The organism is Dactylosporangium sp. McL0621, assembly GCF_049995355.1.
In the GTDB taxonomy this organism is placed as follows: Bacteria; Actinomycetota; Actinomycetes; order Mycobacteriales; family Micromonosporaceae; genus Dactylosporangium.
Map to the genome: position 1 here is coordinate 2,383,861 of NZ_CP188259.1, position 24,105 is coordinate 2,407,965.

The window sequence follows — 24,105 nt, forward strand, 5'->3', positions numbered from 1 at the left end:
GCCCCGAAGATCGGGGCATGGGTTCGTACCTCTTCGTCGCCGGCGCCCGCCCCGCCCGCCTCCGCGAGGCCGGGCCGCCCGACGACCGGCCCGACGGCCCCGGCGGCTGGGTGCGGCTCCCGCCCGGCGAGGCCGGCCTGCGCGCCACCCGCGCGGTCGTGACTCCCGGGCTCGCCGGCGTGTGCGCGGCCGCCGCGTGCTCGGCGCCGGAGCTGGCCGCCCTCGCCGCCGCGCTCGCCGAGGCCGAGGAGGCGGTCGGCCTGCCGGTCGGGACGATCGCGGTGATGCCGGCGCTGGAGACGGCGGCCGGCGTGCTCGGCGCGGCCGAGCTGGCCCGGGCCCCGAGGGTGAGCCGGCTGCTGCTCGGCGAGGCGGCGCTGCGCGCGGAGCTGCGCATGGCGCCCGGGCCGGACGAGGGGGAGCTGCTGTGGCTGCGCTCGACGGTCGTGGTGGCCAGCGCGGCGGCCCGCATCGGCGCGCCGGTGGCGGACGAATGTCCAGATCAGGGCCGGTTTGCGGAGTCCTGCGCGGCCCTGGCACGGCTCGGCTTCGGCGGGCGGCTCTGCGCGGACGACGGGCAGCTGAGGCTGGCCGGCGAGATCTTTGCCTCTACATGAACATTGTCGGGGAAACATATTTCTTCGCGACAATTGGTAACACCGCGTAATGTCGACAATGCATTCTGTGATTATTGCGGCAACGTAAAGTTAACGTCACACAGGGGTTGCTCATATCGGAAGACATCAGTCGGAAATCCGTCCGGGGCAGCCGTTTGGGTCCGTACGGGTTGATGTCCTGACGGCGAACGGATGAGCGAGATACAGGCGTTCGTCGCTCGATCGGGTACGTCGGTATTGACACGGATCGGCCGCTCTGTGATTGTGCACAACGTCGATGCGACAGCCACAGATTGGGCCACTTGCCCGTTCCGGTTCGGCCCGCGTTCGACGCGCATTGTCAATCTCGGATGCCTGCGGGGACTTTTCGTGACCCAAAGCCAGAGCTCGTTGCCCGTGCCCGCCCAACGGCAGGGTCGCGACCCGCGGCAGAGCCCCGAGCGCCGGCCTACCCGCCATACCGCCGCCGTGGCCCGCCGCGAGGAGCCGCTGCCCCCGGGCCGTGGCCCGGACGACCGCCGCTCCGGTCAGCGTGCCGGCCGGCGCATCGTCGACCAGCTCCGCCTCATCGTCGCCCTGCCGCTGGTCGCGGTCGTCGTCTTCGCCGGCGTCGCGTTCATCTCCACCGTGCAGGAGGTGAACCGGGCGCGAACCCTGCAGGACCTCTCCGCCCTGGCCACCGACGCCGGTGGCCTCGCCCACGCGCTGCAGCGCGAGCGGGCCGCGGCCGTCAACGTGGTCCTGCACAACGAGGCGACCCAGCAGGACGCGTTCCAGCAGCAGTCGATGCTGACCGACGACGCGGTGCACAAGTACAGCGACCAGCGCCACAATCTCGCCGGCGGCGGGGAGTCCGACACGCTCAAGCGCATCGACGCCGACCTCGGGGCCCTGGCCAAGCTGCGCGACCAGGTGCGCAACGACAAGCGGGCCTCCGTCTCCGCCGTCGCGTTCAGCTACCGCATCGCCATCGCCGACCTGCTCGAGTACCGCGAGTCGGTGGCCCGCTCCGGCGCCCCGACCGACCTGGCCGACGAGATCCGCGCCGCCGCCGCGCTCTCCCGCGCCGCCGAGGCCATCGGCCAGCAGCAGGCGGCCGTGCTCCGCGCGATCGCCGCGGGCGAGCTGACCCCGGCGCTGCAGCAGGAGATCACCGCGACCCGCACGAGCTTCACGGAGCAGTCGGTCGCCTTCAACCAGCTCGCCCCGGCCGAGTGGCGCACCTGGTACGAGCAGGCCGGTATGGGCGACCAGGTCATCGCCGCCCAGCGGCTGCAGGACCAGGTCGGCCGCACCGCGCCCGGCCAGCGCATCGGCTTCGAGTCGGCCGCCTGGATCAACGCGATGTCCGGCTACGAGGGCCTGCTGTACCAGGTCGAGCAGCAGGTCGACGAGAACATCGAGCAGGCCGTCACGGTCGTGCACGACGACCAGATGACCCGGGCCGCCCTGCAGACCGCGGGCGTGGTGGTCGTACTCCTCGTCGCCATCGTGCTCACCGGTTTCGTCGCCCGGCGCCTGACCCGGCGGCTGCGGTACCTGCAGGACGCCGCTCGTACGGTCGCGTACGACCAGCTGCCCTCCGTCGTGGCCGAGCTGCGCGCCGCCGCCCCCGGCACCGTCGACCCGGACGAGGTCGCCGAGCGGGCGTCCGCGACCCTCGTGGTGGCGGGCTCCGACGAGGTCGCCGACGTGGCCCAGGCCTTCCGGGCCGTCCACCGCGAGGCGGTGAAGATCGCCGGTGAGCAGGCCGTCATGCGGTCCAACGTCGCCGAGATCTTCGTCCATCTGTCCCGCCGCGAGCAGCGACTGGTCGACGCGGTACTGGCCCAGGTCGACAAGGTCGAGCGCGACGAGACCGACCCGGACCGGCTGCAGGAGCTGTACCAGCTCGACCACCTGGCCACCCGCATGGCCCGGATCAACCTGAGCCTCCTGGTCCTCGGTGGCTCCGGCGCCGCCCGCGTCCGGCGCGAGGACGCCCCGCTGGGCAAGGTACTGCAGGCCGCCATCTCCCAGATCGAGCACTACGTGCGCGTCCGCTTCGGCAGCGTGGACGACGACGTCGCCGTCGTCGCCGAGGCCGTCGACGAGATCGTGCACCTGCTCGCCGAGCTGCTGGACAACGCGACCGGCTACTCGCCCCCGGAGTCCGAGGTCTGGGTCACCGCCCGCGGCCTGGGCGAGCGGGTCATCGTGCAGATCGTGGACGTCGGCGTCGGGCTCTCCCCGGCGCGGCGGGAGCAGCTCAACCAGCTCCTCGCGCAGCCGCCCGCGATCGACATCGCCGCCGTGCGCGCCATGGGGCTCACCGTGGTCGGGCACATTGCCGCGCGGTACAACATCAGCGTTGCTCTTCGCCAGGGTCAGCACACCGGGACGCTCGCCGAGATCATCATTCCCAAGGAGGTCTTCCGCCCGATCATGGCATCGGAGCGGGGACCGCAGCTCGCGCCGGTGACCGCCGGGGCCCCCGAGCGCAACGGCAACGGCGCCCGGCCGGGCAACGACCTCTTCACGCCGCAGCAGCGGCCGAGCGAGACGAGCCTGTTCGAGGTGCCGGCCCAGCAGTGGGCGACCCAGGAGCTCAGCCCGATCGAGGCGTCGGCCGCGACGCAGGTCTTCACGAAGCCGGACTACGACGCGCCGTACCCGCAGACGCAGCCGTACCAGGAGTCGCAGTCGCCCTACCGCGACACGTCTTACCCGGAGCCGTACCAGAGCCCGTCGTACCAGGATTCGTCGGCGTACCAGCCCTCCGCGTACGCGGCCCAGCCGTCGCACGCCCAGCCGGCCCCGCCCGGGCCCGGCATGTGGCCGCCGCTGCCGGAGCCCGAGGTGCCGTCGATCCTCGCCTCGGCCGAGGAAGACCCGATGGAGCTGCCGATCTTCAACTCGGTCAGCGGCTGGTTCCACGTCGAGACGCCGCCCGGGCTGGAGCCGGAGCTCGCGCCGGTGGGCGTCGGCGCCAGTGCCGCCGCGAGCGCCGCGCCGGCCGCGCCGGAGCCCCGCAACTGGGAGAGCTCGGCCGACACGGGCTGGCGCGCCGCCGCCGAGGCCGCGACGCCGCAGGTCAGCGACACCACCGCGGCGGGCCTGCCGGTCCGCGCGGCCGGGCGGCACCTGGTGCCGGGGGCGGCCGAGCCGACCCAGCAGCGCCCGGGCGCGCCGATCCCGACCGGCACGCCCAAGCGGGACCCCTCGCGGGTCGCCGCGGCGATGTCGGCGTACGCACGAGGCGTCGCGAACCGACGCCCGCAAGGCTGATCGGCTCCGGGGGGAACCGTTGGGATGTATATGCAACAGCTGGAGAGGACCACGTCTGTGACCGACCCGAGTAATCTCGGTTGGCTGCTGGATAGCTTCGCGAGCCGCACCCCCGACGTCAGCCACGCGCTGGCGATCTCCACGGACGGTCTCGTGCTGGCCCACACCCGGGCCTTGCCCCGGGACCGGGCCGACCAGCTCGCCGCCACCGGCAGCGGTCTCGTCGCCCTCCTCGCGGGCGCCGCGCGGTTCTTCGACGCCGGCCAGGTCATCTCCAACGTGACCCAGCTCGACGGCGGCTTCATGTTCTGCATGGCCTTCAGCGACGGCGCGTCGATGCTCGTGCTCGCCTCGCCCAACGCCGACGTCGGCAAGGTCTCGTACGAGATGACGGAGCTCGCCAACCGGATCGGCGACGCGCTCACACCCGCGGTGCGGGGCCCGTCGTGACCGATCCGCACAGGCGTGGACGTCCGACCGCAGTCAAGATCATCATCGCGGGCGGCTTCGGCGCGGGCAAGACCACGCTCGTCGGCGCGATCTCCGAGATCCCGCCGGTCACGACCGAGGCTGTGATGACCGCGGCCAGCCTCGCGCACGACGACGCCTCCCTGGTGCCCGACAAGGGCAGCACCACGGTGGCGATGGACTTCGGCCGTATCACGCTCTACTCGGACCTGGTCCTGTACCTGTTCGGGACCCCGGGGCAGAAGCGGTTCTGGTTCATGTGGGACGAGCTGTGCCGCGGCGCCATCGGGGCGGTCGTCATCGCCGACACACGGCGGCTGGCCGACTGCTTCGGCGCCATCGACTACTTCGAGAACCGGCACCTTCCCTATGTCGTGGCCGTCAACAACTTCGACGGCTCGGCGCGTTACCACCTCGAGGACATCCGCGACGCGCTGGCCGTGCACCGCAGCGTCCCGATGCTCAACGCCGACGTGCGGTCGCGGGCATCGGCCAAGGAGATCCTCGTCGCCGTGACCGAGCACGCCCTCGCGCAGCGCGCCGGCGCTCGCCGCTAGAAACCCCCCCTCAAGGAGAATAATGTTCCTGCAACGACGACTGCTCAGCATCGCGCTGGCCACCGGCCTGGTGCTCGCGGGCGCCGGGTGCGCCAAGGACGACGCGAAGTCCGACAGCGCCGGCGCGGCGTCCACGCTGAAGATCGGCTTCCTCGGCTCGCTGAGCGGCACGTACCAGGCCGTCGGCACCGACCTCAAGAACGGCTTCGAGCTCTACCTCAAGACGCACGACGGCAAGCTGGGCGGCCACCCGATCGACCTCAAGGTCGGCGACGAGGGCGACGGCGCGCAGACCGCCGTCCCGGCCGCGACCAAGCTGGTCAAGGAGGACGGCGTCATCGCCATGACCGGCATCGTCGGCGGTGGCTCGGTGGCCGCCGTGGCGCCGCTGCTGGCCCAGGCGAAGATCCCGCTGATCGGCTCCAACGGCCGCCCCGAGCTCAAGGACCTCAACGGGGTGTGGACGACGAGCTTCATGTCCTCGGACCCGGGCCAGTCGATCGCGCAGTACATCAAGGACAAGGTCAACGGCCCGGTCTTCGCGATCGGCCCGGACTACCAGGGTGGCTACGACGAGGTCGGCGGCTTCACCAACGAGTTCGCCAAGATCGGCGGCCAGTCGGCCAACACCGGCGGCAAGACGCTGTGGACGCCGTTCCCGACCACGACGAACTTCCTGCCGTACTTCAGCCAGATCAAGTCCAGCGGGGCGAAGGCCGTCTACACCTTCTACGCCGGCAAGGCCGCGATCGACTTCGTCAAGCAGTACAAGCAGTCGGACATCAAGGACATCCCGCTGTACGGCGCGTTCCTGACCGAGGGCTCGGTGCTGCAGGCCGAGGGCGACGCCGCCAAGGACGTCTTCACCACCTGCAACTACTCGCCCGACCTCGACAACGAGGAGAACCGCAAGTTCGTCGCCGCGTGGCGCGCGCAGTTCCCGGACGCGACCCCGACCACGTACGCCGTCGCCTCCTACGACGCGGCCGCCGTGCTCGACCGGGCCATCGCCGCGGCCGGCAGCAATGTGACCGCCGAGACGATCAACGAGCAGGTCGGCAAGCTGGGCCAGATCTCCAGCCCGCGCGGCCAGTGGCAGTTCGGCAAGAACCACGCGCCGGTGCAGAAGTGGTACCTGCGTCAGGTCCGCAACGACGGCCGTGCCCTCGCGAACACGCTGGTGCAGGACCTCGCGACGGTAGGCCAGTAGTTCCTTGGACGCGTATCTGATCCCGGCGGTCGACGGCGTGGCCTACGGCCTGCTGCTCTTCGTCGTCGCCGCCGGGCTCACCCTCGCCTTCGGCGTGGGTGACGTGCTCAACCTCGCGCACGGCACGCTCTTCGCGTTCGGTGCGTACGCCGCCGCCGAGATCAGCGACGGCAGCTGGGGCTCGCTCGCGCTCGCGGTGCTGGTCGGCACCGCGGCCGCGGGCCTCGGGGGCGCCCTGCTCTCGGTGCTGCTCGTCCCGCTGGCCGGCCGCGGCCACCTCGCCCAGGCGCTGCTCACGTTCGGCGTCGCGCTGGTGATCGGCGACCGGCTGACCGCGCTGTTCGGCAAGGACGACCTGCCCGTGACCGTGCCCCAGACGCTGGACCGGCCGGTGGACCTGGCCGGGCACAGCTACCCGGGGTACCGGCTGGCGCTCATCATCGTCGCCGCGCTCATCGCGGCCGCGCTCGGCCTGGTGGTGACCCGCACCCGGGCCGGGCACTTCGTGCGCGCGACGGTCGACGACCGCGACATGGTCGCCATGCTCGGCGTCTCCCCGTTCACCGTGCGCACCAGCGTGCTCGCGGGCGCGGGCGCCCTCGCCGGCCTGGCGGGCGCGCTCGGCGCCCCGGTCATCGGCCCCGGCCCGCGCACCGCCGACCTCGTGCTGATGCTCTCCCTCGTCGTGGTCGTCCTGGGCGGCATGGGCTCCATCGCCGGCGCCCTGGTCGCGGCCCTCGCGGTCGGCGAGATCCAGACCGTCGGCGTCGCGAACTTCCCCACCATCGCCCCCTTCGCGCTGTTCGGCGCGATGGCGCTCGCCCTCGCGGCCCGGGCCCGCGGCCTGCTCCCGTCGGGACGGGCGGCATGAGATTTCTGCGGTACCTCCTGACGCTGGGCGTCCTCGCCCTGCTGGTCTCGTTCGCCTGGACCCTCGACCGCTACGCCACCGGGATGCTCACGCGCATCCTCATCATCGGCCTGCTCGCGGTGAGCGTCGCCCTGCTCACGGGCGTCGCCGGCCTGCCCACGCTGGGCCAGACGGCGCCGTTCCTCGTGGGCGCGTACACCACCGCGCTCCTGCTGGAACACGGCCACACCATCGGCATCGTGCACCTGCTCGCCTCGGCCGGCACCGGGGCGCTGTTCGCCCTGCTGACCGCCCCGCTGGTGGTCTACGCCCGCGGCGTCGTGGTCCTCATGATCACGCTGGCCCTCGGCGAGCTGACCTCGACCGTCGCCGGGCGCTGGAAGTCGATCACCCACGGCACCGACGGGATCACGGTGTTCACCGGCGTGACCCCGGCGCCGGGCCTGGTCGACCTGGACACCGACGCGTCGAAGTACCTCTACACCCTCACCGTCGTCGCGGTCCTCGTCGGCCTCGTGCTGCTGGTGCTGCGCTCCCCGGCCGGCGCCCTGCTGCGCGCCACACGCGACGACGCCCGCCGCATGCGCGCGAGCGGGCACCCCGTCGCCGGGTACCTCACGGTCGTCTACGTCGCCGCGGGCGCCCTGGCCGGCGTGGCCGGCGCACTGCTGTTCACGGTGCAGTCGTACGTCTCCCCGGGCGACGGCGGCTTCGACGTGGCCGCGCTCATCCTGCTCGCCGTGGTCATCGGCGGCGCGACGTCGATGGTCGGCGCGCTCATCGGCGCGGGCCTGGTCGTCGCGACGCGTGACTGGGTGGCCGACGCCGGGCACGCCCCGCTGCTGCTCGGGCTGCTGTTCGTCGTGTGCGTGTACCTGCTGCCCAACGGCCTGCTGGGCGACCACGCGGCGCTGTCCTTCCTCAACCGCCTCCGGCCCCGCCCGCGCCCGGCGCCGCCGTCCGACCCGCCGCCGGCGGCCCGCATCCCCGGCCCCCGCGGCCCGGTCGCGGCCGGCGAGACGGTCTCCGAGCCGGGAGCGGCCCGATGACGAAGTCGAACGACACCGAGACGGAGACAAGGTCTACGTCTTTGATTCTTCGAGTGGAGAACCTGGGCCGGCGCTACGGCGACCTGGCCGCCCTCGACGGCGTCGCGCTGCAGCTGGCCCCGGGGGAGCGCCGGGCCCTCATCGGCCCCAACGGCGCCGGCAAGTCGACGCTGCTCAACCTCGTGGCCGGCGCCCAGCGCCCGACGACGGGCCGCATCCACTTCAACGACCGCGACGTGACCCGCGTCGGCCCGGCCCGCCGCGCCCGTCTCGGCATCGGCCGCACACACCAGCACCCCGCCGTGTGGCCGACGCTCACCGCGCGGGACAACGTGCTTGTGGCCGCCCGGCGCCCGTGGGGCCGCCTGCGCAAGGGCGCGGAGCAGTACCTGACCGCCGTGGGCCTGGCCGACGTGTCAGGCGTGCGCGCGGGCAGCCTGTCGCACGGCCAGCGCCGCCAGCTCGAGCTCGCGATGGCCCTGGCCGGCGAGCCGACGCTGCTGCTGCTCGACGAGCCGGCCGCGGGCCTGGCCCCGCCGGAGGTCGAGCTGCTGGCGGGCCTGCTCGCCGAGCTGCCCAAGAGCGTCGCGGTGCTGCTGGTCGAGCACCACCTGGACCTGGTGTACGGCTTCGCGGACCACGTCACGGTCCTGCACTCCGGCCGCCACGTCCACACCGGCACGGTCGCCGAGACCAGGCGCTCGCCGGACGTGAAGGCCGCCTACGCGGGGGTGACACCGTGACGCTGACGGTTCAGGGGCTCCACAGCGGGTACGGCGGCGGCACCGTCCTGCACGGCGTCGACCTCACCGTGCCGACCGGCACCGCCCTGGCCGTGCTCGGGCGCAACGGCGCCGGCAAGACCACGCTCGTGCACACCATCTGCGGGCTGATCAAGCCCAGGGCCGGCCGCGTCGCCCTGGACGCCACCGAGCTCGCGGGCCGCCAGGCGCACCGCGTGGCCCGGGCGGGCATCGCTTTGGTACCGCAGGGCCGCCGCGTCTTCCCGAGCCTCACGGTCGCCGAACACCTGAGCCTGTCCCGCCGCCGCGGCGAGTGGAACCAGGCCCGCGTCCTGCAGCTGCTGCCACGCCTGCAGGAGCGCATGCGCAACCGCGGCGACCAGCTCTCGGGCGGCGAGGCCCAGATGCTCGCGATCGCGCGGGCACTGCTGACCCAGCCGACGGTGCTCCTGCTGGACGAGCCGTGCGAGGGCCTGGCCGTGGACCTGGCCGACCGCGTCCGCGCCGTGGTGGCCGAGCTGGCGCGCGGAGGCCTGACGGTGCTGCTGGTCGAGCAGCAGCCGGAGCACGCCCTGGCGGTCGCGGACCGGGTGGCCCTGCTGGCGGACGGCGTGGTAGCAGGGACGCACACGGCGGCCGAACTGCGAGCGGACCCGTCGTTGACCGACCATGTGCTGAGCGTCGCCACCCACGCGTGACCGTCGCCGTCTGGCCTGCGCTTATGTCGGGCGCTGGCGCGCCACGACATAAACGATTTTTCGCCTGACGGGGCTTAAGTCGGATTTCGGCGCCTATCGCCGATCACGTCACCGTGAGCACGATCTTGCCGGTGGTCGAGCCGCGCTCGCCCAGCTCGTGGGCCTCGGCCACCTCGGCCAGCGGGAACACGGTGTCCAGCCGCGGGCGCAGGAGGCCACGCTCGACCAGGTCGGCGATCGCGACCATGCCCGCGCGGTCCGCCTCGACGACCATGAACACGGCTCGGCGGCCCTGCTCGGCCGCGATCGGGGTCAGCGCGGCCTCGGCCGGGGACGCCAGCGAGACCAGCAGGCCGCCCGGGCGCAGGGTCCGCAGGGAGCGCGGGCCGTACTCGCCGCCGATCGCGTCGAGCACCACGTCGACGTCGGTGAGGACCTCCGCGAAGTCCTCCTCCGCGTAGTCGATGACCCGGTCGGCGCCCAGGTCACGGACGAAGTCCCGCTTGGCCGCGCTCGCGGTGCCGATCACCTCCGCCCCAAGAGCCTTCGCGATCTGTACCGCGACGTGCCCGACCCCGCCGCCGGCGGCGTGGACGAGTACGCGCTGACCGGGCTCGACCCGGGCGACGTCGACGAGGGCCTGCCAGGCGGTCAGCGACACCAGCGGGAGCGCCGCCGCCTCCTCGTGGGAGATCGCGGCGGGCTTGTGCGCGAGGTGGCGGGCGGGCGAGACGACGAACTCGGCGTACGTGCCGGCGGGCTCCGGCTGGCGCGGCATCCCGAACACCTCGTCGCCGGGCGCGAACAGGGTGACGCCGGGCCCGACGGCCTCGACGACGCCGGAGACGTCCCAGCCGAGCGGCACGATCCGCCCGTGGAGGCCGCCGGACGACCGGTGCCAGAAGTCGGTCGGGTTGACGCTGGTTGCACGAACGCGCACTACTACCTGCGCGAATCCGGCCTCGGGCCGCGGCCGCTCAACGACCCGCAACACCTCAGGCCCGCCGAACACGTCCTGAGCGATCGCTCGCATGGACAAACCTGCACGATCGTGCGCGCGGCCGGACGTTGCTGTCTCCAATGACGCTGTCATGCAGACGATCCTGCGGGTCCGCGCGCCGGGCATCGAGTGGCCGGATTGCCAACATATGGAAAGATCCGGCCATGGGTCCGCATCGTGTCGTTGTGCTCGCCGTCGACGGCGTGTATCCGTTCGAACTGAGCATTCCCGTGCGCATCTTCGGCACCGCCGCGCCGCACTACGAGGTGCTCACGTGCGGGCTGCACGACGGCGACGGCGGCGGTCTCGTGCGCACGGATGCCGACTTCACGGTCGCGGTGTCGCACGGGCGGGCGCTCCTGGCCACCGCCGAGACCGTGGTGATCCCGCCGTTCGTCGGCTGCTCGGACGACTCCGGCGAACAGTGGCTTCCGCCGTTGCTGTCCACCGCGCTCACGGAACTGCCCCGTGGTGTGCGGATCGTGTCGTTCTGTACGGCGGCGTTCGCGCTGGCGGCGGCCGGGCTGCTCGACGGGCGGCCGGCGACCACGCACTGGAACCGTGCGGCGCGGTTTCGGGCCGCGTTCCCGGGCGTGGATCTGCGGCCCGACGTGCTGTTCGTCGACGACGGCGATCTGCTCACCGCCGCCGGGGTGGCCGCCGGTGTCGATCTGTGTCTGCATCTGGTCCGGCGCGACCACGGCAGCGAGGTCGCCAACCGCGTGGCGCGGCTGTGCATCGTGCCGCCGTGGCGGGACGGCGGGCAGGCGCAGTACGTCGAGCGGCCCGTGCCCACCACCGGCTCGACCGGCACCGCCGAGATTCGTGCATGGGCGCTTGAGCGATTGCACGAGCCGTTGTCGCTGACGTCCATGGCCGCGCACGGGCGCATGAGCGTTCGCACATTCAGCCGGCGTTTTCGCGAGGAGGTGGGGACCACGCCGCTGCAGTGGCTGACGGGGCAGCGTGTCTCGTACGCGCGGCGGCTCCTCGAGACCACCGACTGGTCCGTGGATCGGGTGGCGGCGGCGGCCGGGTTCGGGACCGGGGCGTCGCTGCGGCTGCACATGGGTGCGGCGCTGGGTGTGTCGCCGATCGCCTACCGCACCACCTTCCGGCGCACCGACTGACCGCGGCCGGGCGCTCCAACTTGGTCGAAGCGACAACTTCGCGTGCGCGTTTCGCGCGGTAGGTCGTGCGCCGGGCTCGCGACTATCTCCTCGTGGCGGAACGCATGCCATTGCTGCGGCACGACGGCACCGCCGCCCGGCGCGGCCGTCCTGACCCGGCCGCCCTGAACGCGGCCGCCCGCGCGGCTGTCCCGGCGCATCCGCTGGACCCCATCGACGGCGGGAACCGGGCTTATCGCGGTCGAGACGGCGACCGCTGACCCGACATATCCGGCAAAGGCCACCGTGCCGGGCGTCACAGCGAAGACGACTATCGGAAAGGGTTGTCGCCGATAGTCTTCCGATATATCGTCGACGTATCAGAGAAGAGATACGACGAATGGGGGAAGCGACATGAGGTCGCGACACGGATTTTTCGACACGGGGGCCTGGCAGCGCGGTTTTGGCAGCTTCATCCCGCCGTTCCCGCCCGAGGGCGGGCGTGGCGGTGGCTGGGGTGGCGGCCGCGGGCATGGCCAGGGCGGACGAGGGCGGTCCCGCGGGGGGCGGCCGAACGTGCGCAATGCGGTGCTCGCGCTGCTGCACGAGCGGCCGATGCACGGGTACGAGATGATTCAGGAGCTCGAGCAGCGCACCGGCGGCATCTGGCGGCCGAGTCCGGGGTCGGTGTACCCCACGCTGCAGCTGCTCGAGGACGAAGGGCTGATCGTCGCCGAGGAGAGTGGCGGGCGCAAGCGCTTCGTGCTCACCGACACGGGGCGGCCCGAGGCCGAGCAGGCGGCGCAGAACGCGCCTTGGCAGGAGTACGGCGACGAGAACGTCTCGCAGGCGCAGGAGTTCCGCGACGCGGCGTTCGGGATCATGGACGCGCTGCGGCAGGTGGGCTTCAACGGCACCCCCGAGCAGCGGGCTCAGGCGCTGGAAGTGCTCACCGAGACGCGTCGCAAGCTGTACGCCATCCTCGCCGACTGACCCGCACCACACAGACGCGATCCCCGGGGCGTGCGGGCCCCGGGGATCGACTGGCATCGCGCAGAAGGAACTCGGCCAATGCGCTGGTGGACCGTTCGTCCGACCCCGCCGCCGCCCGCTGGGCCGCCGCGGGAGTCCCAACCGCCCGGGCCGGCTACGGCCGGTGGGCCGGATCCTCGTTCCGGCCGCCCAGGGCCGCCCACACCTGGTTGACCGTCTCGAACTGCGTGTGCGGTGGCAATGCCCGCAGCGCGTCGAGTACCTCGTCGGGCGCGCTCAGCCCCGTTGCCCCGGCGATGAGCGTGTCGCGGTCGCCGGGAAGGCTGGCCCTCGGGATGTACCGACCCAGATTGCTTCTGCCCTCGACCTCGTCGGGCGTCATGCCGACGGGTGCGCCGAACGTGCGGTCGCCCTCGCCCTCCGGATCCACCTGGCGGGCCTCGATCTCGTCCTCGCGCCGGAGGAGCTCGTCCAGGGCCACTCCGTGCTTCGTGTTGCCTCGGTGCATGGCGTCCATGCTGCGGAGGTACCCGGGCGAAATCCCCCCAAACGGGCTCACCCCCGATTGGAAATCGGCGTGCCTGGGTAGCCGTTGGACATCCGCCCGATTCACCGCACTCCGAAACCCCCCGGTGTGCCGGCCCGGGCGCTTCGCAGGAGGTGAGCACCAGTGGCACGCATCGGGCAGCTGTTCGGCGGCCGCGGCAGCGCGACCGACCGTGACGGCGACGGCCTCGACGACCGCACCGGGCGGCCGGTCGTGGACCGTGACGGCGACGGCGTGGACGACCGCGCCGAGCGACCCACCGTCGACCGCAACCGCGACGGCGTCGACGACCGGGCCGAGGCGGCGAGCGAGACGCGCACCTGGCGCCTCGGGCGCCGGCACGACAAGGACGGCGACGGCATCGACGACCGTACCGAGACCGCGGCCGAGACGCGCACCTGGCGCCCCGGGCGGCGGCACGACAAGGACGGCGACGGCATCGACGACCGTACCGAGACCAAGACCACCGGCGCCATTCCGCCGGTCGGCGTCATGGACCGCGAGAGCGACACGGCGGGCATGCGCCCCACGATCGACCGCGAGCCGGTCACGGCGCCGGAGCCGGTGACCGAGCCGGTGCCCGTCCGCCAGGCCCCCGCGCGGGTGAGCCTGCTCGCCACGTTCGGCGTCATCCTGGGTGTCGCGGGCGTCGCGGCCGCGCTGACCGGGCTGCTCGCGCCGTGGGCGATTCCCGTCGGCGCGCTCGGGCTGCTGTTCTCGTTCGGCGGCATCATCGCCGGCGTGCGGCCCAACGTGGCCGGCCGTGGGCTCGGCACGCTTGGCGTGCTGATCAGCGGTACCGCCGTGGTGTTCGGCATTCTCGCGATGACCGGCCAGGTCAGCTGGCTCGACAGCGACGTCGACCAGGTGGCGCGGCTCAACGACTGGCTGGACGCGCGGCTGCCCTGGATGAAGGACTGGTGATCTCCTGATGGCTCCCCGTAAACCGCGCGAGTCGGATCTGCCGGCGACCCTGCAGCGCTCGGACAAGCACGCGCAGGCGACCTGGCAGAAGACCCACGACTCGGCCGCCGACCAGTACGGCGACGGCGAGCGCGCGCATCGCACGGCGTTCTCGTCGCTCAAGCACACGTATGAGAAGGTCGGCGACCACTGGGAGCAGAAGGACGACAAGGGCCCGAGCGACGCTCAGGCCGCCCAGCGCGGGTCCGCGGCGCGCAACCGGCCGCGGGCCACCGCTGAGGGCGTGGACGCCAACGCCTCGAAGCAGCACCTGATGGAGCTCGCGCGGCGCCTCGAGATTCGGGGGCGCTCGCGGATGACGAAGGCGGAGCTCGTTGAGGCGCTCATGAAGGCCAACCGTCGGGAGACGGCTCGGGCTCGCGGATAGGTTCTTGGTTTGTCGATATGTCGGGCGCCCCGCGCCCGACATATCGCTTTTATGCCCTGACGGGGTATAAATCTGCTTATGTCGTGGCGCGGAGCGCCCGACATAAGACGGGATCTTGCGCAGCGGCAGCGGCAGCGGCCCTCGGCCGCGCCGTAGACGGGGATCTTGCGCAGCGGCAGCGGCCTCGGCCCTCGGCCGCGCCGTAGACGGGGATCTTGCGCAGCGGCAGCGGCCTCGGCCCTCGGCCGCGCCGTAGACGGGGATCTTGCGCAGCGGCAGCGGCCTCGGCCCTCGGCCGCGCCGTAGACGGGATCTTGCGCAGCGGCAGCGGCCTCGGCCCTCGGCCGCGCCGTAGACGGGATCTTGCGCAGCGGCAGCGGCCTCGGCCCTCGGCCGCGCCGTAGACGGAAATCTCGCGGGCGCGGCAGCGGCCCGTAGGACGCGGCGACTTCGCGGCGCGGCAGCGGCCCCTTAGGAGTCGAGTTCGTGGCGTGAGCCGCCCGGCGCAGGTCGTGGTCTCGCGGCGCGCGAGCGTTGGCAGTGCGGGCCGCCTTTCGGTCGCAGTAGCGGCAACCGCCGTCGGAGTATCGTGCGGGCATGGCTGAGTCGGCGGAGTGGACGCGGGTCGACGCCGGTCGGCACGCGCTCGATCTGCTCACCGCCAGCTACCGGCGGCACCAGTTCGCGCGGCACACGCACGCGACGTACGCGATCGGCGTCGTCACCTGCGGCGAGGAGCAGTTCCACTACCGGGGCACGCTGCGCCGGGCCGGCGTCGGCAGCCTCGCCATCCTCGAGCCGGGCGAGCCCCACGACGGGATGGCCGCGCGGCCCGAGGGATGGGCCTACCGCGTGTTGTACCCGAGCGAGGCCCTCCTCTTCGACGGCCGCACCGAGCGCGCCGGCTTCCGCGAGCCCATCGTCACCGACCCGCGCAGCGTGCACCTCATCCGCTCCGCGCACGAGGAGCTCACGGCCGGACTCGATCCGCTCGCCGCGCACTCGCGGCTGGTGTGGGCGTTCGAGGCGGTGATCCAGCGGCACGGGGCATTGGCGGAGGCGCCGGGCGGCATCCGCGCGGGGGACGCGGCCGCGGGGCGCAAGGTCGCCGAGATCCGCGATCGGCTGCTGGCCGACCTGCGGTGCGCGCCGAGTCTGCGGGAGCTGGCGGCGGGGGTGGAGCTCTCGCCGTACCACATGTTGCGGGTCTTTCGCGAAGCGACGGGATTCCCGCCGCACGCGTGGCTCGTGCTGGAGCGGGTGTGCCACGCGCGCCTTCTGCTCGCCGCGGGCCGCACGCCGGCCGAGGTGGCCGGGGCCGTGGGCTTCGCCGACCAGGCCCATCTCACGCGCTGGTTCAAGCGGGTGACGGGGGTCACGCCGGCCGCATTCCGCAACAGCGTTCAAGACGCGGCCCGCGCGCCGGCGTGAAATCGGGGGCATGAGTCGTCGTGGCTGGTTCCTCTTCAGCGCCATGTGCGTGGTGTGGGGAATCCCGTACCTGTTGATCAAAGTCGCCGTGCGCGAGATCGGGCCGGCCGAGCTCGTGTTCGTGCGCACCGCCCTCGGGGCCGTCCTGCTGCTGCCGATCGCCCTCGGCCGCCGGGAGATCCGCGCGTCGCTGCGCCCGTGGCTGCCGCTGCTCGTGTACACCATCATCGAGATCGGCCTGCCCTGGCTGCTGCTCTCCGACGCCGAGCGGCACGTGGACAGCTCGTTCACCGGCCTCGTCATCGCCGGCGTCCCGCTCGTCGCCGCGATCGTGGCCCGCCTGACCAACCGCGACGAGCGCCTGACCGCGAGCCGGGTCGGTGGCCTGCTGGTCGGCTTCGCGGGCGTGGCGCTGCTGCTCGGCTTCCACGCGGGCGGCGGGGGCGCGGTGCCGCTCCTCGAGCTCACGGGGGTCGTCGTCTGCTACGCGACCGGCCCGCTCATCATCGAGCGTTGGCTTTCGGCGGTACCGCGCTATGGCGTCGCCGCCGCCTCCCTCGTCCTGGGCGCCCTCATGTTCGCGCCGGTCTCGGTGCCGAAGCTGCCGGACCTCGCCCGCGACATCACCGCGGGCCCGGCCCTGGCCGCGCTCGGCCTCGCGGTGATCTGCACGGCCCTGGCGTTCGTGCTGTTCTTCGCGCTGATCGCGGAGGTCGGCGGCGTACGCGCAACCGTCATCACGTTCGTCAACCCCGCGGTCGCGGTGGTCCTGGGCGCGCTGGTCCTGGGCGAGTCGGTGTCGTGGCTGACGGGGGCGGCGTTCGCGCTGATCCTGGCGGGCTCGATCCTGTCGACGCGGCGCAAGGCCCCGGCCCCGGCGCAGCCGGTCGAGGCGGAGCCCGTCCCGGCGCCGTGATGGACACCGGGTGCGCTGGTCCGTGGCGGCGTGGTGGCAGGGCCGGGTGTGCCGGTCCGCGGCGGCGTGGTGGCAGAGCCGGGTGCGCTGGTCTGCATCGGCGTGGAGGCGGGGCCGGGTGCGCCGGTCTGCGGCGGCGTGGTGGCCGGGCCGGGGCCGGGACGCTGCCGGCGCCGTCATGGAGGGCCGAGGCCGGACCGGTCCCCGGCGCCGCGATGCAAGGCCGGGGCGGACCCGGCCCGGCGCCGTCATGATCGGCCCCAGAGTCGCGTGAAGGCCCGGATATCAGACTTATGCCCCGTCAGGCGAAAAATCCGATATGTCGTGGCGCGCCAGCGCCCGACATATCGTGCTACCAACGAACGAGATGAACTCCCAGGTGACCTGCGGCGGGAAAGACCCGGGAGAACCGTGACGGTACGAAAATTACGTGTGTCAGGCGTCCGGGGCCGACGGCGCCGGAACGGTCGCGGCCTGGGCCGGGACCTCGTAGCGGTTCGGCGCCGGGCGCACGTCGTCGTGCGGGAAGACCCAGACGCGGTACGCCCACAGGCGGAAGACCATGGCCAGGGCGACACCGATGACCATGCCGAAGATGAAGTCCGAGATCTCCTCGGCCGCGGAGCTGATGTTCGGGGTGTGCAGGCCGAACATGTACTGCGCCACCCACAGCGGGGCCGAGTTCAGCGCCACGCCGATGCCGTTGACCACGGTGTACAGGAGCATCTCGTGGTGCCGGCTGCGGCCGCCGCGCGTGCGGAAGGACCACTCGCGGTTCATGAAGTACGACACCACTGTCGCGATGACATTGGCGATCGTCAGTGCGGTGACCGGCTTGTGCTCGAGCACCGTCAACCGCAGGCCGTAGTTGAGGACCAGGCTGACGACGTAGCAGAAGCCGCCGACGATGATGAACTTCACCGTCTCGCGCCGCTTGCGCAGCAGCGCCGCTACTTGCTCCGGCAGCAGATTGAGGGTCCGGTCTGTGAGCCGCATCGGCGCGACTATACCCGGCCAACCTTGCGTTACGCCCACCGCGGTAACGGAATCTGTGCCGGAAACTGTCAGCGACCGGCCGTGCACGCTGACGTCGCGGGCGTGATCGAGACCGCCTCGTCGACCGGGCCCAGGACCACGCAGTAGGCGGCCGCGGGGTCCACGTCGCGCACCACGTACTCGGTGGTGCCGGGCGGCACGGTGGCCATGACGGTGGCGGGGTCCCCGCCGCGGGAGAGCGCCACGACCACGCTCACCGGCAGCGCCGTCCACGTCACCGTCAGCTCCCGGCCGCCGTCGCGCAGCTGGAGATCCTGGACCACGAACGGTGACGGCGGCGCGGACCGGCCCGCGAAGGGGTCGGGCGGACCCTCGTGATGCCACGCCAGCAGCCCCACGAACACCCCCGCCAGCACCGCTATCAGGCATAACAGCGGCCAAACGCGCACCGGAGCGTTCCGGACCGGGTCGGGGGCGGGCCGGGCCGGGGCGGGCCGGGCCGGGGTGGGCCGGGCGGCGGTGGGCCGGGCCGGGGCGGGCGGTGGCGCCGGCGGCGGTACCACCACCGGGTCGACGACGAACGGGGGAGGGGCCAGCGAGATGGGGGCCGAGGGCATGGGCGGCTCGACCGCCGCCAGCTCCCACTCCACGGCCTTCGTGAACGGATGCCGCGTGCCGAGCCGTGCCCGCGCCGCCGCATGGGCCAGCGTGAACAGCCGGCGCGACTGCAGCACGTCACCGGTGGCGTACAGCAGCGCCGCCAGCTCCGCCGCGATGCGGATCGTGTCGAGGTCCTCCGCGCCGTACTCCCGCCGGTGGATCACGTACGCGGCGTTGAGCATCGCCAGGGCCAGCGTGGTCTCGCCGCGGTCGCGCTGCAGGAGAGCCAGGTTGACCCGGGCGAGGCGCACGGCCCGGGCGACCGGCTCGGGCCCGTCCTCGTCGAGGCCGCTGTCGAGCACGCGGTGGTACAGCCGCTCGGCCTCGTCCCACTCGTCGTAGTCGTGGCGCACCGCGGCCAGCACGGCGACGGCGTGGACGGTGGCGGGGTGCGCGGGACCGTGGCGCCGCTCGGCCTGGGCCGCCACCGCCTCCGCGAGGTCGTAGGCGGCGTCGAGCTCGCCCAGCTCGCGCAGGACCTCGGCGAGCAGCCGGCGCGCGGTGAGCCGGTCGTCGTCGGCCAGGACGGGCTCGTCGAGCAGGCGCTGGACCTCGGCCCGGGCCGCCGGGAAGTCCCAGGCCAGGATGAGCCGCTCGACCTCGTCCAGCCGTTCCGTGACATCGACAGTACCCACAGTATCCCTCCGCCCCGCAGAGCTTAAGGATGCCGGTGACGCAACGCCAGCCTTCGATCACAGAAAGGCAGAAAGACGGCAAAGGCCGAAGAGGGAAAGGCATCAGCCCCGGCAGCCTGCCACGTCGCTGCCGGAGCCGAGCCGTCCGCGTTACCGCGTCAGAAGCCGCGGGCGCCGCACACTGTGAACGTTCGGCCACCCGCCGGGACCCTTGAGGACTTCAGCCCACGATTCGCTGGTACAGGGCCAGATAGTCGTCCACCATGCGGTCGGCCGAGAAGCGCTCGAGCGCGCGGGCGCGCACCCGGGCCCGGTCCAGCTTCAGCGCGTCGTCGAGCACGCCGGCGGCCTCCTCCGCGCCGGTCGCGAGGTAGCCGGTGACCCCCTCGTCGACGATCTCGGGCATCGAGCCGAGCGGATAGGCGACCACCGGGGTACCGCAGGCCATCGCCTCGACCACCGAGAGCCCGAACGGCTCGGCGAACCCGATCGGGTGCAGCAGGGCGGCGGCGGAGCCCAGGATCTCGGCGCGTTCGGCGGGGCCGACGTTGCCGCCGTAGACGATCTGCTCGCCGTCGACGTGCGGCAGCACCTCCTGCCGGTGGTACACCTCATCATGGATCGGGCCGCAGATCAGCAGCCGGCGCCCCGTCGCGCGGGCGATCTTCACGGCCTCGGCCGTGCCCTTGTCGGGGTGGATTCGCCCGAAGGCCACCAGCGTCTCGCCCGGCTGCGCGCGGAAGGGGAACTGGCCCACGTCGATGCCGTGGTAGATCGTGGCGGCGTAGTCCAGCCCCGGCCCGCGGTCGGCGTCGGAGATGGAGACGAACGCCGAGCGCGACCGCTGGTACGCGGGCAGGATCGCCGTCGAGCAGAAGCCGTGCACGGTGGTCAGCAGCCGGGTGCGGCAGAACGCGCTCATCGCCAGCGGCAGCCAGTCGAGGTTGTTGTGCACCAGGTCGAACTCGCCGCTGCGCTCGTAGCAGTGGGCGACGTGGATCGCCTCCCAGACGCGGCCGTCGTAGGAGCCGTCCTCGTTGTACGGGTGCTCGACGACCCCGTCGAGGCGGGCCGCGGTCTGCGAGTCGAGGCTCGCGAAGAGTGTGACGTCGACGCCGCGGGCGACGAGCCCCTCGGCGAGCAGCGAGACGATCTGTTCCCATGGCCCGTAGGCCCGTGGCGGCGTTCGCCAGGCGATCGGTCCGAGCAATGCCACCTTCATCGCGGCCTCCTACCCCCGCGCCCTCGCGCGAATCCTCACGTCGGCGGACCGGACTGCCGATAGGAACACAGCCGATCCCGCCCGATGAATATAACGGACAAATCGCGCTGACCGCAGGGAGAACGATGGCCGCCTGGCGCTGGTACGCGGGCCTCGGGCTCGGCGCCGTCGCCGTGGGCGGGTTCCTGCCGGTCATGGCGCGCCAGGGGCGGTACACGCTGATCGGCGTCACGGCCGCGGCCGCCGTCACCGCCGGGATGCGCCGGTACCGCCCGTCCGGCGGGCGCAGCTGGACGCTGTTCGGGGCCGCGCTGTGGTGCTCGGTCGGGGCCGCGGTGCTGTACGCGGTGCAGTACGGGCTCACCGGGCGCCTCACCTTCCCGGCCTGGAAGGACCTGCCCTTCCTGGGCTCCTACCTGCTGATAACGCTCGGCACGCTGCGCTGGGTGCGGCCCGACCCGGCGCGCCCGCGCGCCGAGCGGTTCATCGACTCCGGGATCGTCGCGTCCGGGGTGGCCGCGCTGGCCTGGACCTACATCGTGCACCCGCTGGTCTTCGACCGCGACGTGGACGCGGCGCACCTGGCCAGCCACCTGACGTACATCGCGATCGACCTCGTCCTCGTCGTGCTCACCGCACGCATGATCTTCACCGCCAGCGTCCGCAGCCCCGCGCACGCCCTGGTGTCGCTCGCGCTGACCACGGTCATCACCGGCGACGTGGTCTACTACGCCGCCGTCGCCTGGACGGGCCGGACGGGCGGGGACCGCTTCTCGACCGTGTTGTACCTCTGCGCGTACACCCTCATCGGCACGGCCGCGTTGCACCCCTCGATGGCCGGGGCGGCCGGGCGGCCCGAGCGGTCGCAGCAGGTCATTCCGCGGCATCGGGTTTATCTGTACTCCGTGCTGGCCCTCGTCGGCCCCGTGGTCGCGATCACCATGCTGCTGGTGGCCCGGCCGCTGCCGTCGCGCTGGTGGGTGCTCGTGCCGCTGGCCACGTCCGTGGTGACGTCGATCCTGCTCATCGCCCGGCTCAGCCAGCTGCGCAACGTGGACCTGGCCCTGTACGCGGCCAAGGCGGCCGGCAAGAACCGGCTGGAGGCGTACGAGGAGCGGCTGGCCAGCGAGCGCACCGAGCACATGCGCATCGCCGCGGACCTGCGCCGGGCCATCGCCGCCGAGGCGTTCACGGTCAACTACCAGCCGGTCGTCGACCTCGCGACCGGGCGGGTCACCGCGGTCGAGGCGCTGCTGCGCTGGTCCCGCGACGGCGTGTCGGTGCCGCCGCTGGACTTCATCCCGGTCGCCGAGCAGTACGGGCTGATCGTGCCCATCGGTCGCCTGGGTGCTGCGGCAGGCGTGCCTGGACGTGCGCAAGTGGCACGACCGCTTCGGGATCTCGGTCACCGTCAACGTCTCCGGCCGCCAGCTGCGCGAGCCCGGCTTCGGCGACACCGTGGTCTCGGCCCTGCGCGACGCCGGGCTGCCCCGGTCCGCGCTGATCCTGGAGATCACGGAGACGGTGCTGGTGTCGGTCGGGACCGACGACGTGACGGAGCTGCTGTACCGGCTGCGCGCCGAGGGGGTCCGGATCGCGGTGGACGACTTCGGCACCGGGTACTCGTCGCTGGCGTACCTGCGCCACGTCCCCGTCGACATCCTCAAGATCGACCGCGCGCTCATGCCCGACGGCGGGCTGGCCGAGGAGCTGGCCTTCACCCGCGCGATCGTCGAGCTCGGCAACAGCCTGCGCCTGTCCTCCATCGCCGAGGCCGTCGAGACGCCGGAGCAGGCCGAGCGCCTGCGCCAGCTGGACTGCCCGCAGGCGCAGGGGTACCACTTCTCGCGCCCGCTCCCGGCCGACGACCTCGACGCGGTGCTGACGGCCTCGGGCGGGGTCCTGACCGGCGCTACGCCTTCCGCAACGGCCGTTGCTCCCTGACCACCGTTCCCGCCAGCGCGCTACGCCTTCCGCAACGGCCGTTGCTCCCTGACCACCGTTCCCGCCACCGCTCGGGCGGGGTCCCGACCCGCGCTACGCCTTCCGCAACAGCCGGTGCTCCCTGACCACCGTTCCCGCCACCGCTCGGGCGGGGTCCCGACCCGCGCTACGCCTTCCGCAACAGCCGGTGCTCCCTGACCACCGGAACGGACAGGGTTTTGTACCCGACCTGCTCGAACAGCACCGTCATCTGCTCGCCCGCGTAGGAGAGCACCACGCCCTTGCCCCACTCGCCGTGGCGGACCTCGGCGTGCACCGGGAAGGGCGCGTCCGCGGCCGCCGCCAGCCCGGCGGCGGCGCTGCCGTCGGTGCAGTTGTCGCAGTGCCCGCAGGTGCCCTCGAGGTGCTCGCCGAAGTACGCCAGCAGCGTCCGGCCCCGGCACTGCTCGGTCTCGGCGAAGTTGCGCATCATGTCCAGCCGCGAGCGGCTCACCGTCTGCTGCCGCTCGGCCTGGGCCTCCACCAGCTCGGCGGCCTTGGCCGGGGTCGGCGCCCAGCGCGGGGCCTTCACCTTGCCCCCGTGCAGCATCCGCGCGGCCCCGACCTCCTCCAGCAGGCCCAGCAGCTGCCCGAGCTTGCGCTCGCCGAGCCCCGTGCGCTCCTCCAGCTCGCCGCGGGTCACGGCGTCCTTCGCGGCCCGCAGCAGGGCCGCGAGCGAGGCGACCTCGTCGCGGTCGACGGAGACGCTGGTGAAGAACTTCCGAAGACCGGTGTCCTCGGTACGGTGCAGCAGCAGCACATGCGCCGGCTGTCCGTCGCGCCCGGCGCGGCCGATCTCCTGCAGGTAGGAGTCGGGCGAGTCCGGGAGCGACACGTGGTTGACCCAGCGGATGTTGGGCTTGTCGATGCCCATGCCGAACGCGGTGGTGGCGACCATGATCGGTACCTCGTCGGCCAGGAAGGCCTCGTGGGCGCGCTCGCGGTCGCCGGCGCTCATGCCGCCGTGGTACGCGACGGCCGGCAGTCCCTGCTGTTCCAGCCGCTCGGCCATCTCCTCGGTGGCCCGGCGGGTCGGCGCGTAGATGATGCCGGGCGGCTCCGACTCCTGCAGCCGCGCGACCAGGCGGCGCCAGCGCGTCTCCTCGTCGGGGCAGTGGACCGACTCCAGGTACAGATTCGGGCGGTCCAGGCCCATCACCACGACCTCGGGGTCGCGCATGCCCAGGCGGTCGATGATGTCCTCGCGCACCGGCGGCGAGGCCGTCGCCGTCAGCGCCACGACCGGCGGCCGCCCGAGCTCGCGGATGAACTGGCCGAGCTGCAGGTAGTCCGGGCGGAAGTCGTGGCCCCACGCGGAGACGCAGTGCGCCTCGTCGACGGCGATCAGGCTCGGCTTGAGCGCCTTGATCTGCGCGATCCGGGCCGGATCGGCGAACTGCTCGGGGGTCAGGAAGACGAACTCGGCGTCGCCCTTGCGCAGCGCCTCCAGCGCCTCCGCGCGCTCGGTCTTGCCCTCGGCCGACGACAGCCGCACCGCCACCAGCGCCTCCTCGTTGCGCGCGGTCAGCGAGGCGATCTGGTCCTGCTGCAGGGCGAGCAGCGGCGAGACGACGATCGTGGGCCCGGGCAGCAGCGGCGCCGGCACCTGGTAGATGGCGGACTTGCCGGCGCCGGTCGGGAGCACGGCGAGGGCGTCGCGGCCCGCCATGAGCGCTTCCATGGCCCGCAACTGCTCGTCACGGAGGCGTTCCCAGCCGAAACTGTCTTTCGCAACGCGCCGCAGTTCGTCCGCACTCATGCAAGGCATGGTAGGACGGCAGG

General features: G+C 72.7%; 23 protein-coding genes and 1 pseudogene. 17 read left to right on the forward strand and 7 right to left on the reverse strand.

Features of this window, described 5'->3' with window-relative positions; genetic code table 11:
* The first annotated feature begins 17 nt into the window (after positions 1-17).
* The 9 genes from ACPPVO_RS11040 to ACPPVO_RS11080 all read left to right on the forward strand — a co-directional run bounded on the left by ACPPVO_RS11040 (position 18) and on the right by ACPPVO_RS11080 (position 9,480).
* Positions 18-617: an aldolase/citrate lyase family protein gene (locus ACPPVO_RS11040; RefSeq protein WP_426511110.1), complete on the forward strand. Its 600-nt coding sequence runs from the start codon at positions 18-20 to the stop codon at positions 615-617.
* A 468-nt stretch (positions 618-1,085) separates the two neighbouring features.
* Entirely contained in the window at positions 1,086-3,884 is a 2,799-nt protein-coding gene (locus tag ACPPVO_RS11045) for a nitrate- and nitrite sensing domain-containing protein (protein WP_426511111.1), read from the forward strand.
* Between the two features lie 57 nt (positions 3,885-3,941).
* On the forward strand, positions 3,942-4,334 hold the full coding sequence (locus tag ACPPVO_RS11050) for a roadblock/LC7 domain-containing protein (RefSeq protein WP_426511112.1): 393 nt from the start codon (positions 3,942-3,944) through the stop codon (positions 4,332-4,334).
* Positions 4,331-4,909, forward strand: coding sequence for a GTP-binding protein (locus ACPPVO_RS11055; protein WP_360383502.1), 579 nt, complete (start codon positions 4,331-4,333; stop codon positions 4,907-4,909). The genes ACPPVO_RS11050 and ACPPVO_RS11055 overlap by 4 nt, the downstream gene beginning before the upstream one ends.
* A gap of 22 nt (positions 4,910-4,931) precedes the next feature.
* On the forward strand, positions 4,932-6,119 hold the full coding sequence (locus ACPPVO_RS11060) for an ABC transporter substrate-binding protein (RefSeq protein WP_426511113.1): 1,188 nt from the start codon (positions 4,932-4,934) through the stop codon (positions 6,117-6,119).
* A 4-nt stretch (positions 6,120-6,123) separates the two neighbouring features.
* Positions 6,124-6,990, forward strand: coding sequence for a branched-chain amino acid ABC transporter permease (locus ACPPVO_RS11065; RefSeq protein ID WP_426511114.1), 867 nt, complete (start codon positions 6,124-6,126; stop codon positions 6,988-6,990).
* Positions 6,987-8,039 (forward strand): branched-chain amino acid ABC transporter permease, encoded by a 1,053-nt coding sequence (locus ACPPVO_RS11070; RefSeq protein WP_426511115.1) that lies wholly within the window; start codon positions 6,987-6,989, stop codon positions 8,037-8,039. The genes ACPPVO_RS11065 and ACPPVO_RS11070 overlap by 4 nt, the downstream gene beginning before the upstream one ends.
* Positions 8,040-8,080: 41 nt before the next feature.
* Positions 8,081-8,782: an ABC transporter ATP-binding protein gene (locus ACPPVO_RS11075; RefSeq protein ID WP_426511116.1), complete on the forward strand. Its 702-nt coding sequence runs from the start codon at positions 8,081-8,083 to the stop codon at positions 8,780-8,782.
* Positions 8,779-9,480 (forward strand): ABC transporter ATP-binding protein, encoded by a 702-nt coding sequence (locus ACPPVO_RS11080; protein WP_426511117.1) that lies wholly within the window; start codon positions 8,779-8,781, stop codon positions 9,478-9,480. Before ACPPVO_RS11075 ends, ACPPVO_RS11080 begins: the two co-directional genes overlap by 4 nt.
* 103 nt (positions 9,481-9,583) lie before the next feature.
* Here the strand turns inward: ACPPVO_RS11080 and ACPPVO_RS11085 are convergent, their stop codons facing one another.
* Positions 9,584-10,513 (reverse strand): NADP-dependent oxidoreductase, encoded by a 930-nt coding sequence (locus ACPPVO_RS11085; protein ID WP_426511118.1) that lies wholly within the window; start codon positions 10,511-10,513, stop codon positions 9,584-9,586.
* 131 nt (positions 10,514-10,644) lie between these two features.
* On the opposite strand from ACPPVO_RS11085, the gene ACPPVO_RS11090 reads away from it, so the two are divergent.
* Together ACPPVO_RS11090 and ACPPVO_RS11095 are read left to right on the forward strand one after the other, a co-directional pair.
* Complete coding sequence (locus tag ACPPVO_RS11090) at positions 10,645-11,610, forward strand: GlxA family transcriptional regulator (RefSeq protein WP_426511119.1); 966 nt, start codon at positions 10,645-10,647, stop codon at positions 11,608-11,610.
* A gap of 393 nt (positions 11,611-12,003) precedes the next feature.
* Complete coding sequence (locus ACPPVO_RS11095) at positions 12,004-12,582, forward strand: PadR family transcriptional regulator (protein WP_426511120.1); 579 nt, start codon at positions 12,004-12,006, stop codon at positions 12,580-12,582.
* A 154-nt stretch (positions 12,583-12,736) separates the two neighbouring features.
* Here the strand turns inward: ACPPVO_RS11095 and ACPPVO_RS11100 are convergent, their stop codons facing one another.
* The gene (locus ACPPVO_RS11100) at positions 12,737-13,090 is read right to left on the reverse strand and encodes a DUF2795 domain-containing protein (RefSeq protein ID WP_426511121.1); all 354 of its coding nucleotides are present in this window, start codon (positions 13,088-13,090) and stop codon (positions 12,737-12,739) included.
* Between the two features lie 162 nt (positions 13,091-13,252).
* Between ACPPVO_RS11100 and ACPPVO_RS11105 the strand changes: the two genes are divergently transcribed.
* The 4 genes from ACPPVO_RS11105 (at position 13,253) to ACPPVO_RS11120 (ending at position 16,827) form a co-directional block, all read left to right on the forward strand.
* Positions 13,253-14,053, forward strand: a complete 801-nt coding sequence (locus tag ACPPVO_RS11105) for a hypothetical protein (RefSeq protein WP_426511122.1) — start codon at positions 13,253-13,255, stop codon at positions 14,051-14,053.
* Between the two features lie 7 nt (positions 14,054-14,060).
* On the forward strand, positions 14,061-14,480 hold the full coding sequence (locus ACPPVO_RS11110; RefSeq protein WP_426511123.1) for a ChaB family protein: 420 nt from the start codon (positions 14,061-14,063) through the stop codon (positions 14,478-14,480).
* A gap of 597 nt (positions 14,481-15,077) precedes the next feature.
* The gene (locus ACPPVO_RS11115) at positions 15,078-15,911 is read left to right on the forward strand and encodes an AraC family ligand binding domain-containing protein (RefSeq protein ID WP_426511124.1); all 834 of its coding nucleotides are present in this window, start codon (positions 15,078-15,080) and stop codon (positions 15,909-15,911) included.
* A gap of 10 nt (positions 15,912-15,921) precedes the next feature.
* Complete coding sequence (locus ACPPVO_RS11120; RefSeq protein WP_426511125.1) at positions 15,922-16,827, forward strand: DMT family transporter; 906 nt, start codon at positions 15,922-15,924, stop codon at positions 16,825-16,827.
* Between the two features lie 435 nt (positions 16,828-17,262).
* Here the strand turns inward: ACPPVO_RS11120 and ACPPVO_RS11125 are convergent, their stop codons facing one another.
* The 4 genes from ACPPVO_RS11125 to ACPPVO_RS11140 all read right to left on the reverse strand — a co-directional run bounded on the left by ACPPVO_RS11125 (position 17,263) and on the right by ACPPVO_RS11140 (position 21,532).
* A complete protein-coding gene (locus ACPPVO_RS11125) occupies positions 17,263-17,823 on the reverse strand; it encodes a GtrA family protein (RefSeq protein WP_426511126.1) in 561 nt (186 codons plus the stop codon).
* 68 nt (positions 17,824-17,891) lie between these two features.
* Positions 17,892-19,118: a tetratricopeptide repeat protein gene (locus ACPPVO_RS11130; RefSeq protein ID WP_426511127.1), complete on the reverse strand. Its 1,227-nt coding sequence runs from the start codon at positions 19,116-19,118 to the stop codon at positions 17,892-17,894.
* Between the two features lie 220 nt (positions 19,119-19,338).
* On the reverse strand, positions 19,339-20,340 hold the full coding sequence (locus tag ACPPVO_RS11135; RefSeq protein WP_426511128.1) for a glycosyltransferase family 4 protein: 1,002 nt from the start codon (positions 20,338-20,340) through the stop codon (positions 19,339-19,341).
* An 892-nt stretch (positions 20,341-21,232) separates the two neighbouring features.
* Positions 21,233-21,532: a hypothetical protein gene (locus ACPPVO_RS11140; protein WP_426511129.1), complete on the reverse strand. Its 300-nt coding sequence runs from the start codon at positions 21,530-21,532 to the stop codon at positions 21,233-21,235.
* Here ACPPVO_RS11140 and ACPPVO_RS11145 point away from each other — a divergent pair.
* Together ACPPVO_RS11145 and ACPPVO_RS11150 are read left to right on the forward strand one after the other, a co-directional pair.
* Positions 21,483-21,623: pseudogene (locus ACPPVO_RS11145) on the forward strand (EAL domain-containing protein); the annotation flags it as partial. The gene ACPPVO_RS11140 and the pseudogene ACPPVO_RS11145 overlap by 50 nt on opposite strands.
* 64 nt (positions 21,624-21,687) lie before the next feature.
* Positions 21,688-22,284 (forward strand): EAL domain-containing protein, encoded by a 597-nt coding sequence (locus tag ACPPVO_RS11150; RefSeq protein WP_426511130.1) that lies wholly within the window; start codon positions 21,688-21,690, stop codon positions 22,282-22,284.
* Positions 22,285-22,450: 166 nt separating this feature from the next.
* Here the strand turns inward: ACPPVO_RS11150 and ACPPVO_RS11155 are convergent, their stop codons facing one another.
* A complete protein-coding gene (locus tag ACPPVO_RS11155; RefSeq protein ID WP_426511131.1) occupies positions 22,451-24,082 on the reverse strand; it encodes a RecQ family ATP-dependent DNA helicase in 1,632 nt (543 codons plus the stop codon).
* Positions 24,083-24,105 lie beyond the last annotated feature (23 nt).

Excerpts from the sequence above, each read along its gene's own strand:
- ACPPVO_RS11040 (WP_426511110.1), top strand. The coding sequence starts at position 18 with ATGGGTTCGTACCTCTTCGTCGCCGGCGCCCGCCCCGCCCGCCTCCGC.
- ACPPVO_RS11060 (WP_426511113.1), top strand. The coding sequence starts at position 4,932 with ATGTTCCTGCAACGACGACTGCTCAGCATCGCGCTGGCCACCGGCCTG.
- ACPPVO_RS11070 (WP_426511115.1), top strand. The coding sequence starts at position 6,987 with ATGAGATTTCTGCGGTACCTCCTGACGCTGGGCGTCCTCGCCCTGCTG.
- ACPPVO_RS11085 (WP_426511118.1), bottom strand. The coding sequence starts at position 10,513 with ATGCGAGCGATCGCTCAGGACGTGTTCGGCGGGCCTGAGGTGTTGCGG.
- ACPPVO_RS11090 (WP_426511119.1), top strand. The coding sequence starts at position 10,645 with ATGGGTCCGCATCGTGTCGTTGTGCTCGCCGTCGACGGCGTGTATCCG.
- ACPPVO_RS11095 (WP_426511120.1), top strand. The coding sequence starts at position 12,004 with ATGAGGTCGCGACACGGATTTTTCGACACGGGGGCCTGGCAGCGCGGT.
- ACPPVO_RS11100 (WP_426511121.1), bottom strand. The coding sequence starts at position 13,090 with ATGCACCGAGGCAACACGAAGCACGGAGTGGCCCTGGACGAGCTCCTC.
- ACPPVO_RS11110 (WP_426511123.1), top strand. The coding sequence starts at position 14,061 with ATGGCTCCCCGTAAACCGCGCGAGTCGGATCTGCCGGCGACCCTGCAG.
- ACPPVO_RS11115 (WP_426511124.1), top strand. The coding sequence starts at position 15,078 with ATGGCTGAGTCGGCGGAGTGGACGCGGGTCGACGCCGGTCGGCACGCG.
- ACPPVO_RS11120 (WP_426511125.1), top strand. The coding sequence starts at position 15,922 with ATGAGTCGTCGTGGCTGGTTCCTCTTCAGCGCCATGTGCGTGGTGTGG.
- ACPPVO_RS11125 (WP_426511126.1), bottom strand. The coding sequence starts at position 17,823 with ATGCGGCTCACAGACCGGACCCTCAATCTGCTGCCGGAGCAAGTAGCG.
- ACPPVO_RS11135 (WP_426511128.1), bottom strand. The coding sequence starts at position 20,340 with ATGAAGGTGGCATTGCTCGGACCGATCGCCTGGCGAACGCCGCCACGG.
- ACPPVO_RS11155 (WP_426511131.1), bottom strand. The coding sequence starts at position 24,082 with ATGAGTGCGGACGAACTGCGGCGCGTTGCGAAAGACAGTTTCGGCTGG.